General features: G+C 66.2%; 3 protein-coding genes. 1 reads left to right on the plus strand and 2 read right to left on the minus strand.

The genetic code is table 11. The features are described 5' to 3' along the window. Positions 1–41: 41 nt before the first annotated feature. Together FFS37_RS16445 and FFS37_RS16450 are read right to left on the minus strand one after the other, a co-directional pair. Entirely contained in the window at positions 42–6,095 is a 6,054-nt protein-coding gene (locus FFS37_RS16445; RefSeq protein ID WP_137931998.1) for a translocation/assembly module TamB domain-containing protein, read from the minus strand. Next, entirely contained in the window at positions 6,096–8,024 is a 1,929-nt protein-coding gene (locus tag FFS37_RS16450; RefSeq protein WP_137931999.1) for an autotransporter assembly complex protein TamA, read from the minus strand. Positions 8,025–8,304: 280 nt separating this feature from the next. Between FFS37_RS16450 and FFS37_RS16455 the strand changes: the two genes are divergently transcribed. Further along, a complete protein-coding gene (locus FFS37_RS16455; RefSeq protein ID WP_137932000.1) occupies positions 8,305–13,803 on the plus strand; it encodes an alpha-2-macroglobulin family protein in 5,499 nt (1,832 codons plus the stop codon). The last annotated feature ends 116 nt before the right edge of the window (positions 13,804–13,919 follow it).

Below are 13,919 nucleotides of genomic sequence, written 5' to 3' on the forward strand. Positions count from 1 at the left end.
TTACGACAGCGCCAGCCCGGGCCATGGTGAGGGCCAGCCGGTCAATATTCCTTCTCGTAGAAGATGCCGCCCTTGGCCTCGCCAGCGTCGTTCGCCTCGCCGCGCAGCTTCACGCCCTTGCCGACATTGAGGTCGATCGTCGCCTTGCCCGATCCCGGCTTGTCGCCTTTCTGGATCGTCACATAGGTGCGGTCGTTGAGATATTTTCCGGCAGAGACCGCCGTGCCGCCCTGGTCGTCGGTGGTGACATCGAGGTCGTCGACGCCGATGGCACTGCGCAGGTTCTCCAGCAGCGACGTCGAGCCGCCGACGCCGGCCAGTTGCCCGGCCGCTTCGGCCAGCTGCGCGATCTGCAGCGGCGACAGATTCGACATCGAGCGCCCGAAGATCAGCTGCGCCAGCACCTCGTCCTCGGGCAGCGCCGGCACCGAGCTGAAGGTGAATTTCGGATTGGTCGCCTCGCCCGACACCACGATGGTGACCGTCGCGCTGGTGGTGGTCGTCGTCGCCGTCAGGTTGAGATAGGGCACCAGCGAGCCGGAGAAGCCGACCGTGCCTTCGGTGAAGGTCAGCCGCTTGCCCAGGATCGACAGCCGCCCGCGCTGCAGGGTGAAGGTGCCGACCGCCTGCGGCGACGAGGCTGGGCCGGTCAGCCGGAGCGAGCCGCCGAGCTCGGCGTCGACGCCCCTGCCCTGGATGAAGATCTGGTTCGGCGCGTTGACGGTCACGTCCAGCGCCAGGCCACTGCCGCCGCCCTTGCCGCTGGTCGTCGCCGGGCGCAGAGCCTTGTCCTGCGCGCGCACGGACGCCGGCGCGTTCTTGTGCTTGACGTCGAGCGCCGAAAGCGAGCCGGGCAACTTGTCCGGAACGGTGACGACGGTCTTGGCGAGGTTGACGGTGCCGGAAATTGCCGGCGCCGACGCAAGCGGCCCCTTGATGGTCAGGTCGCCGCCCAGATTGGCCGTCACCACGCGCCCATCCGTATAGCGGCCGTCGGTGAGCTTGATGGACAGGTCCGCCGGAAAGCCCTGCGCCGGGTTGATCCCGACCGTGCCGCTGGCCGAAAGGCTGCCGCGCGTCGACAGCGTCCCGGTCAGCCGGTTGAGCCGCGCGACCCCGCCGCCGATCGAGACGTCGGCGGCGATATCGTTGACGGCAAGCCCGGAATTCGCGTCGACCAGCCGCGCGCCCGAGGTTTTGACGCTGCCGCCGATGACGGGCGACGTTGCCGGCCCGCGCACCTGGACATTGACATTGGCGGTTCCCGTCAGTGACAGGCCTTGCGCGGCGAGCTTGTCGGCGAGAAGACCGAAAGGCACCGCGCCATTGAAATCGAGCACCAGCGCAGGCGTACCCGCCATCGTCACGGTGCCGCCGCCCTTGAGGCCAAGTCCCGCCCCATCGCTCACATTGGCGTTGAAGGTCAGTTTGTTGGCGGCGAAAGTGCCTGAAGACGATACGTTGACCGCCCCGACGCCCGCTCCCCTGGTTTGCGACGTCTGGACACCGGACGCATCTATGTTGAAGGCCACCGACGGATTGGCCGGCGCGCCGGTCACTTTGGCCGTGCCGGAAATGGAACCGGCGGCGTCGAGCCCTGGGGAGAAACCATTGGCGAGCGACATCGGCACGCGCGCCAGCGTCGCATTGATGTCGAGCGCCTGCCCGACCTTGCCGGTCACCGTCGCCGTACCACCGCCAAGGTTCAACACCAGCCGGTCGAGGGTGGTCGTGCCGTTGGCAATGCTGATCGTCGAGGCCTGGGCGATCGCCGCCTTGATGCCCTGCACGGTCGCATCCCCGGAGGCGAGCTCGATGGTCGTCGTACCGTTGGCCACCTTGACGCGGCCAGCCGCCCTGGCCGGAATGCCCTTGACTGTTGCGCCGCCGGAAAAGCCCGTCCAGTCGCCGTCGCGCTTGAGGTCGACGTCGATGCCGCGAATATCCGTGCCGCCCGATGTGACGGTGTCCGCGCGCACCTTGCCGGAGATCACGGGCGCGACGAGATAGTTGGCGATCAACGCATCGACCGAAACGGCTTTCGCCTGGAGGTCGCCACGCGTGATCGAAGCGGTGGTCGCCTTGACCGCAACCTGCGGGGCCTCACCATTCCTGATGAAGGCAATCGTGCCGCGCACATCACCTTCGGCCTTCTCCAGCGCCAGCGCGGCGAGCGGCCCGATGTCGGGCAGATCGAGCGCTATAGTGCCCTCGGGCACGAATTTTTCGTCCAGCGCCAGGTCGCCCGAGATCTTGTTCTTGCCAAGCGACAGAAGCAGCCCGTTGATGGCGCTCTTGCCGTTCGCCGTCGCAAGCACCGCATTGCCCTGGAGGGGCTGCCCCGCGACATTGCCGGTCAGTTGCACATTCGCGGCCGGGTTGGCTACGTCCGCCTTGCCGGTAGCGGTAAGCTTCAGGCCGGTGATCTCGCGTTCCGCCACCAGCAGCCGATCGCTGTTGACCGTCAGCGACAGGTCCGGCGCCATGGCTGGCCCCTGGGCGTTCAGCGCAAAGGCGATGGCGCCCTTGGCGTCCTTCGACAGCACCGAGATGTCGCCGAGCGCGCCAGTAACATCAGCCGCCACCTTGTTGTCGGCGAGGCTCGCCTGACCAGCCGCGTTCAGCGCTCCGGAAGCGAGTTTGAGGTCGTCGACCGTGATGCCGCCCTTGGGGTCGCGTTTCAGCGTGGCACTGATCTGGGCGCGTTCGCCCAGCATGCCGCGCACCGCGCCCGGCAAGGCTGACGAGGGCGCGTCCGCGTTCAGCTTGAGGTCGATGGTGCCGTCGCTCAGCGAGACATTGCCGGCAACCTGGCTGCTCAGCGCATCGCTCTTCAGCGAGCCGCTGTCGATGGCGACGCCGTCCGGGCTCAGCCTGGCGCTGAGCGCCGCCGTCACCTTGCCGGCGATCAGCGGCGCGATGGCGGGATTGTCGAGCCCGACCTTGTCCACCGACACCGTGCCCGAGACCGGGCCGGCGCGGTTCTTCAGGTCGAACGCATCCGAATGCAGGGCGAGGACCAGACCGTCCACCTTGGCCGGGCTGGTGGAGATCGACGGAAGGATGGCGGAGAGGTCGAGGCGGGCCTGCGTGCTTTCGCCCGACACTTTCGCCGACAGCGACTGGACCTTCAGCCGAACCGGGCTTTCGGCACTGCCGACCGTCAGTGGCAGGCTTGGTCCCGCAGACGTCAGGTCGAGCGCAAAATCGCTGGCGCCGTTGGGATTGATGGTGCCGGTGGCCTTGCCGGAAATCTTGTCGCCGGAAAGATTGGCATGGTCGAGGGCAACTCCGCCGGCCATCGTGTAGATGCCCGCGGCATCGAGAGCCAGCGAGCCCAGTCCCGCCTGGCGGGTCTGGCTGGTTTCGAGGTTGGCGAGCTTTGCGTCGAACCGGACTTCCGGCGCAGCCGGCGTTCCCGTTACCTGGGCGGAGCCGCCCAGCGTTCCGGCCGCATCGAGGCCCGGCGCGAATTCATTGGCAAGGGCCGCCGGCAGGTCCGAGAACGTGGCAGCGAGATCGAGCGTCTGGCCTGATGTGCCCGACAGCGTCACCGAACCGCCGCCGACGTCGAGCGCCAGGCTGTCGATGCTGGCCGTGCCGTTGGCGATGGAGAGCGAGGATGGAGCCGCGATTGCGACCTTGATGCCGCGAACCGTGGCCTCGCCCGAGGCAATCTCGACATTGGTGGTGCCGCCGGCGATTTTCACCCGGCCGGCGGCGGTCGCCGGAATGCCGGCGATCGTGGCGCCACCGGTAAAATTGGTCCAGTCGCCGTCGCGCTTCAGGTCGACGCCGATGCCGCCGATTTCGGTTGTTCCCGAGATGACCGCGTCGGCCTTGATGGTGCCGGAAATGGCCGGCGCCTTGAGATAATTGGCTATCAGCGCGTTGATGGCGATCGCCTTGGCCGTCACGTCGCCGCGCGCGACCGAGTTGCTTTTCGCATCAATGGCGACAGACGGGGCGTCGCCCTCCTTGGCGAAATTGATGGTGCCATCGATATCGCCCGTCACCGCCTGGCCGGCGAGCGCCGCCAGCTGGTCGATCGCGGGCGCGGCGAGCGTCAGGGTGCCCGAAGGCAGGAATTTGTCGTCGAGCGCGAGATCTCCCGACACCTTGTTGTCGCCGAGCGCGATCAGCAAGCCGTTGACCGAACGCCTGCCTTCGTTGGTTACCAGCGCCGCCTTGACGTTGAGCGGCTGATCGTTGACGGCGCCGGTCAGCGACACGTTGGCGGACGGGTTGACGATGTCGGCCTTGCCGCTCGCCGACAGCTTGATCGCCTTTACCGTGCGGCCAGAGGCGGTCAGGCTGTCGCTGCCGGCGGAGACGGTGAAATCGGGCGCGGAACGCGGGCCGGTCGCCGAGAGCTCGAAATCCAGGCCGCCGGCGACCGGCACGCCGACCATTGGCGACAGCACCGAGACGTCGCCCAGCGTACCCTTGATGTCGGCCTGGATATCGCTGCCTTGCGCGCTGGCGGTGCCGCTGGCGCTGAGCGAGCCCGACGTCAGCGAGATCGAATTGGCGGCGAAACCGCCTTGCGGATCGCGGGTCGCCGCGGCCGAGAATTTCACCCGCTCGCCCAGCACCGAGCTGATCTGTGGCGGCAGGGCGGTCGACACCGCATCGGCATTCATCTTGAGCTGCACCGACAGATCGGCCAGCGCCACGGTCATGGTCAGGCCGGCGTCGAGCGCATCGGAATGCAGCGTGCCCTTGTCGATGATGATGGCGTCCTTGCTCAGCGATCCCGCGAGGTCGACAGCGACCTTGCCGGTGATCAGCGGCGCCAGCGTCGCCAGGTCCGTCTTCAGGCCGCCGGCCTGCAGCTTGACCGCCAGGGGCCCGCTGCGGTTCTGAATGTCGAAGCCGTCGGAATGGATCTGCCCGGCCAGATCGTTGAGCTGGGTACCGCCCGCCACCACCGAAGCCAGCGAAGCACCGATGTCGACGATCGGCGCCTTGCCGTCGCCGAACGCGCGCGCGGTGGCGTTCCTGATCGCAAGCGTGATCGGCTGCGCGGCGCTGCCCACCGTGATCTGCACGGGCGCGCCCTTGGCGGCGATCTCGACCGAAAGGTCGCTGGCGCCCGCCGGATCGGCGATGCCGGTCGCGGTGCCGTGCACGGCATCGCTTTCGATGCTGGCCCGGTCGATGCTGACGCCGCCTGCCACCGTGGCGGTGCCCGCGACATCGAAACTGGTCTTGCCGGCAAACAACGGCTTCAGATTGTCCGGCAGGAAGCGGGCGAAGTCGCCGTCACCCTTGGCCGTGACGTGATTGCCCTTGTCGGTCAGCTTGTGGGTGCCGGACAGTTGCGTGACCACCTGGCCGTCGACGGCGAAAGTGCCGGTGCCGCTCCAATTGCCGAGCGGCCCCTGCCCCGAGACCGCTATGTCGACGGGCGGGGCGCCGGGCAGCTTGAGCAGATTGGCGATGATGCCGCCTGCCGGCTCCGACGCCTTGAGGTCGAGGTCGAGCTTGTTGTCGGCCGGCGAGAAATGGATGTTGGCATCGACATTGCCCTGCTTGCCGTCATGGCGGGTGACGTTGAGCACGCTTTCCACCGCCAGCGGCGTGGCATCGACCTTCACGGTGCCCTTCGCCGCGAGTTCGGCGATACCGCTGCCGGCCAGTTGCTCGCCAAGCGCGATTTCCGGCAGGTCGATCTGCTTGATGTCTATGGAAACCGGCAGGGTCGTCGTGCCGCTTTGTGCCGGCGGCTGCTTGCCGGCCACCGGCAGGCGGGCGAGTTCGATGCGCTCGGCGGCAATGCGCTCGGCGCTGAAATTCTTCGACAACAGCGCCATCGGCGACCAGTCGACCGCCACCTTGCGCGCCACCAGCCAGGCGCCGTTGCGATCCTCAAGCACGACATTGTCGACGCTGAGCGCTCCGGACCAGATGCCATCTATACCGTTGACGGTGACCTTGCGGTCGTCGCTCGAGGCCAGCCGCGAAATGATGGCGGCGAGATTGTCGCGTCCGCGCTCGGTCTTGGTCAGCACGACAAGCGCGCCGACCGCGCCCGCGACCACGATAAGCAGCGTGTAGAGAACAATGCGAAGGATGCGCCACACCGTCTTCATTCAGAATGCCTGTCCGATGCCGGCATAGATGCCGAAGCGCGGATCGCCGGGACCACGGTTGAGCGGCAGGGCGGCGTCGATGCGCAGCGGTCCGAACGGCGTGACATAGCGCAGGCCGACGCCGGCGCCCACCTTGACGTCGGAGAAATTGGGAACCGATTTGGTCGACACCGTGCCGGCATCGACGAACGGCACGATGCCGATCGTGTCGGTGACGGCGATGCGCATTTCGACGGAAGTTTCAAAGAACGACAGGCCGCCGGTCGGCTGGCCGGTGAAGTCCTTCGGACCGATGCCCTGATAGGCATAGCCGCGCACCGAGCCACCGCCGCCGGAGTAGAAGCGCCGGTCGGCCGGCACGCTTTCGAGCCCGGTGCCGACGATCGAGCCGCCCGCGACGCGTTCGGCAAGCACGAACTTCGAGGCCGTATCCAGCGATTGATACGCCGAACCCTCGCCCTTCAGCTTGAGGAAGGCGGCTCCGCTCAGGATGTCATAGCTCGGCTCGGCATAGGCCAGCACCCTGAAGCCCCGGGTCGGGTTGAGGCGGCTGTCCCTGTTGTCATAGACATATTGCAGCGGAACGCTGGCGATCAGATAGGTGTGCTTGCCGAAGGCGTCGCGGATCCGGGAATAGTCGAGCGCGACCTCCGCCGACACGGTCTGCTTCTTGTCCAGTTCGTAGGACAGGCCGGCACTGCCCTTGACCGAGAAGTGGTCGTAAGCGTCGGGATGCTCGAAGACCGTCTTGACGTTGGCGAAGAATTTCGAGGCCGGCCCGATCACGCCGGGTTTCTCGAACATGATGCCTGCATTGTAGTTGAGGCTGGAGAGATCGTTGCTGCCGATGCCGCTGATAGCGCCGTCGATGCGCAGCTTCTCGGCCTGGCCGAACAGGTTCCGGTGCCCCCAATAGCCTTCCAGGCCGAGCCCTTCCGTGTTCGAGAAGGTGCCGCCCAGGCCGAAATAGCGCGGCTTGCGCTCGCTGACCTGGACGCCGATCGGAATGTTGCCGTCGGCGTCGAGCTTGTCGGCTTCCTTCAATGTCACGCTGTTGAAGACTTCCAGCGCCAGCAGCCTGTCGCGGGCGTCGCTGATTTCCTGTGGCGAATATTGCCTGCCGCGCTTCAGCCCGGTCATGTATTCGGTGAAGTCGCGGTCGACCTTCTCGGTGCCTTCCACCGTGGTCGCGCCATAGCCGGCGACGGGTCCCGCGGCGACGATCAATGTCACGTCGAGCGTCGAGGTGGCATGATCGGCGACGATCTTGCGGTCAGTCACCTTGGCCAGCGGCCTGCCCTCTTCCTTCAGCGTCCGCACGATCAGCGCCTCGGCCTTGAGCACCGCGCCGGATCCGGCATCGCCGCCCGAGATCAGGCCGTAATCGGCCCCCATCAGCCCCGCCGCGTCGCCCTCCAGCCGGATGGTGCCGAGGGTGAATTTGGGGCCGGCCGCGACGTCGATGGAAACGGGGATAGGTTGCGGCCCTTTGAATTCGGCGTCCGGCGGCAGGTCGTCGAGAGGCTTGCCGTCGATGGTGACGGTGACGACGCCTTCGTAGCGGGCGTCGGCATAAAGGGCGGCGACAAGCTGTTCGCGATCGCCGCGCGCCTTGGCCATCAGGCCGAGCGAACCGGACACCGGGCGTTTCTCGTCGCTCTTCAGCGCCGAGGCGTTTTCGAGCTTCTTGACCAGGTCCTTGTCGGCGTCCGGGGCCGAGATCGTCACGGAATAACGGAGCGGGTCGACAATGTCGGCATCCTCGTCGCTGGAGGATCCCCACAGCTTGATGCCGAAAATCTCGAACGCGGCCACGGACCTTGATTCGGCAACCAGAACGGTCGAGCACATCATGGCCAAAAGCAGGGCGCGCGGAAGAGCGCGCCCTGGCGCGATCCTTCCTGACATCTGCTTTTCATGCGCCGGCATTAAGACAACCTAGGTTACAAAACTAAAATTGGAATGAAGTTCTGAAGCGCTCGTAAAGGGGCCACAATCCAATTGTCTGAAATAGGACGGGCTTGGAATTCACACCTTCTGCGCTTCCGCAAGAAAGCGTGATCCCCGTCCTATGGAGGTTACTGTCCGCATACCGGTCCTTGGCCGGAAAATAAACCGTTGGCAGGCGGAACCTGCCGCGTCCGCGCGTTGACAAGCCAGACTGAAGCTTGAACATGTCCGGACGTCTGCAAATTGTCCGGAGGGTGTTATGGCAATGCGCGCGGCTCGTGGTCTGTCGATTCTTATCCTTTTTTTCGTCGCCTGGGCCAATGTCCTGGCCTGGAACGGCGTCGCGCAAGCGGCCGAAGCCCGGCGAATCGCGACAACGGACAATTCCGACTATTTCGGCTTTGACCTCAGATCCGACCAGAATGTCACCCTCGACCAGTGCAAGACGACATGCCTTGGCGATCCGGCCTGTCGCGCCTTCACCTACAACACCAAGGCCAAATGGTGCTTTCTCAAATCCGACTATAACCAGCTGAAGCCGTTCAACGGCGCGGTGGCCGGCAAGATCGTCAACATCGACGGCGATCCCGATATCGGCGCCCCGCCGGAACTCGCCTTCTTCCCCAACTGGATGGCCGATCAGGCCCAGCAGTACCGCAACAAGCTGCTCGGTCCGGCCTTCGACAAGCCGACCGAGGGCATGGCGGCCCTGATCGGCGCCGCCGAACAGGCGGTCCAGACCGGCGACCATCGCTCCGCCATGCAGAAATACGAGGCCGCGGTCTCGGTGATGCCGGACGACGGCAAGCTCTGGCTCAACCTGGCGCGCGAGACGCTGGCCGTGCAGCCCGCCGCCAACACCTCCGAAGCATCCACTTTGCCGGCAAACGGCACCTCCGCCGCCTTCAATGCCTACAAGCTGCTGCGCACGGGCAAGACCCGCGCGGATGTGTTGGCGCTGCTCGGCGCCGGCCTCGACAAGCGCGATCTCTACCGGCCCGCTTTGCAGGCCTATGAGGCGAGCCTTGCGCTGGTGCCTTCGCCTGCCGTCCAGGCCGACTATGCCGATCTGAAAGCCCGCAAGGGTTTCCGCGTCATCGACCACAGCGTCGACGCCGACACCAGCGCGCCGCGCATCTGCGCCCAATTCTCCGAGGAGCTGGTCAAGACCGGCGTCGACTATGCTCAGTTCGTCACCGTCGACAACGCGCCGCCCAAGGGCGTCGAGGCCAAGGACAAGCAGATCTGCGTCGAAGGGCTCCAACACGGCCAGCATTACGACGTCACCTTCCGTGCCGGCCTGCCGGCCGCGATCGGCGAAGTCACCGCCGCGCCCACCGTGCTGTCGATCTATGTGCAGGACCGCGCCCCGTCCGCCCGCTTCACCGGCGACAGCTTCGTGCTGCCGGCCGGCGCGCGCCGCGGCATTCCGGTCGTCACCGTCAACATGAACGCGGCCCAGATGAAGCTCTATCGCATCGGCGACCGCTCGCTGGCGCAGCTTCTGTCGGGCTACCAGTTCCTGCACCAGCTCGACGGCTACGACATCTCCAACATTTCCGAGCAGATGGGCGCGCCGGTCTGGCAAGGCCAGCTCGACATCGTCAACGACCTCAACAAGGAGGTCACCACGTCCTTCCCGGTCGACGAGGCGCTGCCGCAGCGCAAGCCCGGCGTCTATGTGCTGACCGCTCAACCCGTCAACGACAAGAGCGACAGCTACAATTCGCTGGCCACGCAGTGGTTCGTCGTCTCCGACATCGGCCTGTCGACCTATACCGGCCAGGATGGGTTGAACGTATTTGCCCGTTCGCTGGGCTCCGCCAAGCCGATCGCGGGGGCCGAACTGACCCTGGTTGCCAGGAACAACGAGGTTCTCGGCACCGCGACGTCGGATGCCGAGGGCCACGCCGTGTTCAACCCGGGCCTGACGCGCGGTGACGGCGGCATGGTGCCCGCCGTGCTGATGGCCAAGCAGGGTGACAATGACTTCGTCTTCCTCGACATGGCCAAGGCCGGCTTTGACCTCTCCGATCGTGGCGTCACCGGGCGCGCAGCACCCGGCGCGCTCGACGTCTATGCCTGGACCGAGCGCGGCATCTACCGCGCCGGCGAGGATGTCCATGTCGCCGCCCTTGCCCGCGATGGCGCCGCCAAGGCGGTGGAGAACCTGCCGCTGACCTTCATCTTCTCGCGTCCCGACGGCGTCGAGGACCGTCGCATCGTCAGCGACGGGGCATCGGCCGGCGGCCACGCCGTCGACCTGCCGCTCGAACCCAATGCGATGCGCGGCACCTGGTCGGTTTCGGTCTACACCGATCCCAAGCAACCGGCGGTGGCCAGCCAGATGTTCCTGGTCGAGGACTTCGTGCCGGATCGCATCGAATTCGACATGAAGGCCGACAAGCAGGAGATCGCGCGCGGCGAAACGGCCAACATCAACATCGACGGCCGCTTCCTCTATGGCGCGCCGGCGGCGGGTCTTGCCCTGGAAGGCGAGTTGACGCTGTCGACCTCGCGCGACTGGGACCGTTTCCCCAACTTCTCCTTCGGCCTCGCCGACGAACAGTCGGCGGAACCGACGGTCACGCCGCTCACCGATCTGCCGGTGGTTGGCGATGACGGCAAGGCGACCTTCCCGGTCTCCGTCGACCAGTTGCCTTCGACCACGAAGCTCGTCGACGGCAAGGTGACGGTGCGCATGCGCGAGACCGGTGGGCGCGCCATCGAGCGCTCGCTCAACATCGGCATCCGCCCGCAAGGCCATATGATCGGCATTCGTCCGGATTTCGCCGATGGCGAGGTGCCGCAGGGCGGCACCGCCAAGTTCAGCCTGATCGCGGTCGATCCGGATGGCAAGCGCGAGGCGCTGAAAGGCGCGCAGTGGACGCTGGTCAAGGTCGAGCGCAATTACCAGTGGTACCGCTCCAACAATTCGTGGAGCTACGAGCCGGTCACCTTCACCAAGTCGATCGCCAACGGCCAGATCGACCTTGGCGCCGACCGCGACGCCACCGTCTCCGTTCCGGTCGACTGGGGCCAGTACCGGCTCGAGGTCGAAACCGCGGATCCGGAAGGCCCGGCGACCAGCTACGAGTTCGACGCGGGCTGGTATGTCGCCTCGACGACCACCGAAACTCCCGACGGCCTGGAGATTGCCCTGGACAAGGACAATTATGCCGCCGGCGAAGTCGCCAAGCTCAAGGTCTCGCCGCATTTCGCCGGCGAACTGCTGATCAACATCGGTTCCGACAAGCTGCTGAAGACCATCACGGCGTCAGTGCCGGCCGGCGGCAGCACCGTCGATATCCCGGTCGGCGACGACTGGGGCGCCGGCGCCTATGTGACGGCGACCCTGTTCCGGCCGGGCGATGCGCAGGAAACGCGCATGCCGGCCCGCGCCATCGGCGTGAAATGGCTTAAGGTCGATCCCGGCGCCAAGAAGCTCGCGGTCACCTTGACCCCGCCTGACAAGACCATGCCGCGCCAGCAGCTGTCGATCCCGGTTTCCGTTGCCGGCGTGCAGCCGGGCACCAACGCCTATGTCATGGTCGCCGCTGTCGATGTCGGCATCCTGAACCTGACCAACTACAAGGCTCCGGATCCGGAAAACTGGTTCTTCGGCCAGCGTATGCTGGGCATGGAGATCCGTGACATCTATGGCCGCCTGATCGATGGCTCGCTCGGCACCACCGGCAAGCTTCGGACCGGCGGCGACGGCGCCAACATGCAGACGCAGGGCAGCCCGCCAACCGAAAAGCTGGTCGCCTTCTTCTCCGGCCCGGTGCAGCTCGATGCCGACGGCAAGGCACGCATCGACTTCGACATTCCGCAATTCAACGGCACGGTGCGCGTCATGGCCGTCGCCTGGACCAAGGAAGCGGTCGGCCATGCCCAGTCGGACGTGATCGTGCGTGATCCCATAGTGATCACCGCCGGCCTGCCGCGGTTCCTCGCCCCTGGCGACAACGCCGTCATGCGGCTGGACGTCGCCGACACCGACGGCCCCGCCGGCGACTACGCGCTGTCGATCGACACGACGGGAGACCTCTCGACGGGGGACAAGCCCCTGCCCCAGAAGCTGACGCTCGCCCAGGGCAAGCGCCAGACGCTGACCGTGCCGCTGATCGCGAAAACGCCGGGCAATGCCTCGCTGACCATCAAGCTGGCGCATGCCGACGGCACCAAGGTCGAGCAGACGCTCTACGTGCCGGTGCGACCGGCGCAATTGCCGGTCACCACGCGCCTCGTGGTCGACCTCAAGGGCAATGGCGGCGCGCTGCGCGTCGACAAGGAACTGCTGGCCGCCAGCCTGCTCGACGGCGCGTCGGTCAGCGTCGGCGTTTCGCAGGCGGCTGCCTTCGACGTGCCATCGCTGCTGATGACACTCGACCGCTACCCCTATGGTTGCGCCGAGCAGACCACCAGCCGCGCCATGCCGCTTCTCTACGTCAACGAGATGGCGTCGGGCATCGGCATGGAAAGCGACCCGGACCTGCATGACCGCATCCAGGACGCCATCTACAAGGTGCTGAGCTACCAGTCCTCCAGCGGCAGCTTCGGCCTGTGGGGCCCCGGCTCCGGCGATCTGTGGCTCGACGCCTATGTCAGCGAGTTCCTGACCAGGGCGCGGGAGCAGAAATACGATGTCCCGGCGCTCGCCATGAACCAGGCGCTCAACAACCTGCAGAACTCGCTCGGCTACGATCAGAGCGTACAGGACCGCGGCAGCGAGATCGCCTACGCGCTCTACGTGCTGGCCCGCAACAAGAAGGCCTCGATCGGCGATCTGCGTTACTACGCCGACACCCAGCTCGAAGCCTTCTCCAGCCCGATGGCCGTCGCCCAGCTGGCGGCGAGCCTGGCGCTCTACGGCGACACGCAGCGCTCGGAGGCGACGTTCAAGACCGCGCTGCAGCTGGCCAAGTCGCAGACCGACTATGACTGGTACCGCTCCGACTATGGCTCGGCGCTGCGTGACGGCGCCGCGATGCTGTCGCTGGCGGCGGAGTCCAAGCCGGTCTCGACGATCGTGCCGGAGCTGATCAAGCTGGTGACCCGGGAACGCGCCGAAGTGCGCTGGACCACCACCCAGGATGATTCCTGGATGCTGCTGGCCGCCCGCGCGTTGAAGGAAGGCAACGACTCGATCGCGCTGACCGTCAATGGCGCGCCGCATTCGGGCGGCTATTCCAACCAGGTCAGCGGCTCCGACCTGGTGGACAGCCCGCTCGAAATCGCCAACACCGGCAAGACCCCGCTGCAGGCCGTCGTCACCACCGTGGCGTCGCCGATCCAGCCGCTGCCGGCCGGCGGCGACGGCTTCACCATCGACCGTACCTATTACAAGCTCGATGGCACCGAGGCCAATGTGACGGAGGCGACCCAGAACGAACGTTATGTCGTCGTGCTCAAGGTGACCGAGCAGAACAGCTGGCCGTCGCGCCTGCTGGTCACCGACCTTCTGCCGGCCGGCTTCGAGATCGACAATCCCGGACTGGTCTCCAGCGCGCAGCTGTCCAACTTCTCGTGGCTGGCGCAGACCGACGCCGCGCATCTGGAATTCCGCGACGACCGCTTCGTCGCGGCATTCAACCCCGCCGACGGCGACCACGACCACAATCTGACGCTCGCCTATGTCGTGCGTGCCGTGACGCCCGGCACCTACGCGCATCCGGCGGCGACGGTGGAGGACATGTACCGGCCGCAGTTTTCGGCCCGCACCGCCACCGGCATGATGGAGATCAAGGCGCCGTAAGGTGCCCTTGGTGGATATGAACGTGAGGTTTGCGCTGCCCCTCATCCGCCTGCCGGCACCTTCTCCCCGTATAGTGACGGGGAGAAGGGAGCTGTCACGATCGTCGGCGCCAGGTC

The sequence above is a fragment of the Mesorhizobium comanense genome, from assembly GCF_005503535.1.
In the GTDB taxonomy this organism is placed as follows: Bacteria; Pseudomonadota; Alphaproteobacteria; order Rhizobiales; family Rhizobiaceae; genus Mesorhizobium; species Mesorhizobium comanense.

What these genes read in the sequence shown, in the direction of transcription:
- FFS37_RS16455 (WP_137932000.1), top strand. Translation starts at nt 8,305, where the DNA reads ATGGCAATGCGCGCGGCTCGTGGTCTGTCGATTCTTATCCTTTTTTTC.
- FFS37_RS16450 (WP_137931999.1), bottom strand. Translation starts at nt 8,024, where the DNA reads ATGCCGGCGCATGAAAAGCAGATGTCAGGAAGGATCGCGCCAGGGCGC.
- FFS37_RS16445 (WP_137931998.1), bottom strand. Translation starts at nt 6,095, where the DNA reads ATGAAGACGGTGTGGCGCATCCTTCGCATTGTTCTCTACACGCTGCTT.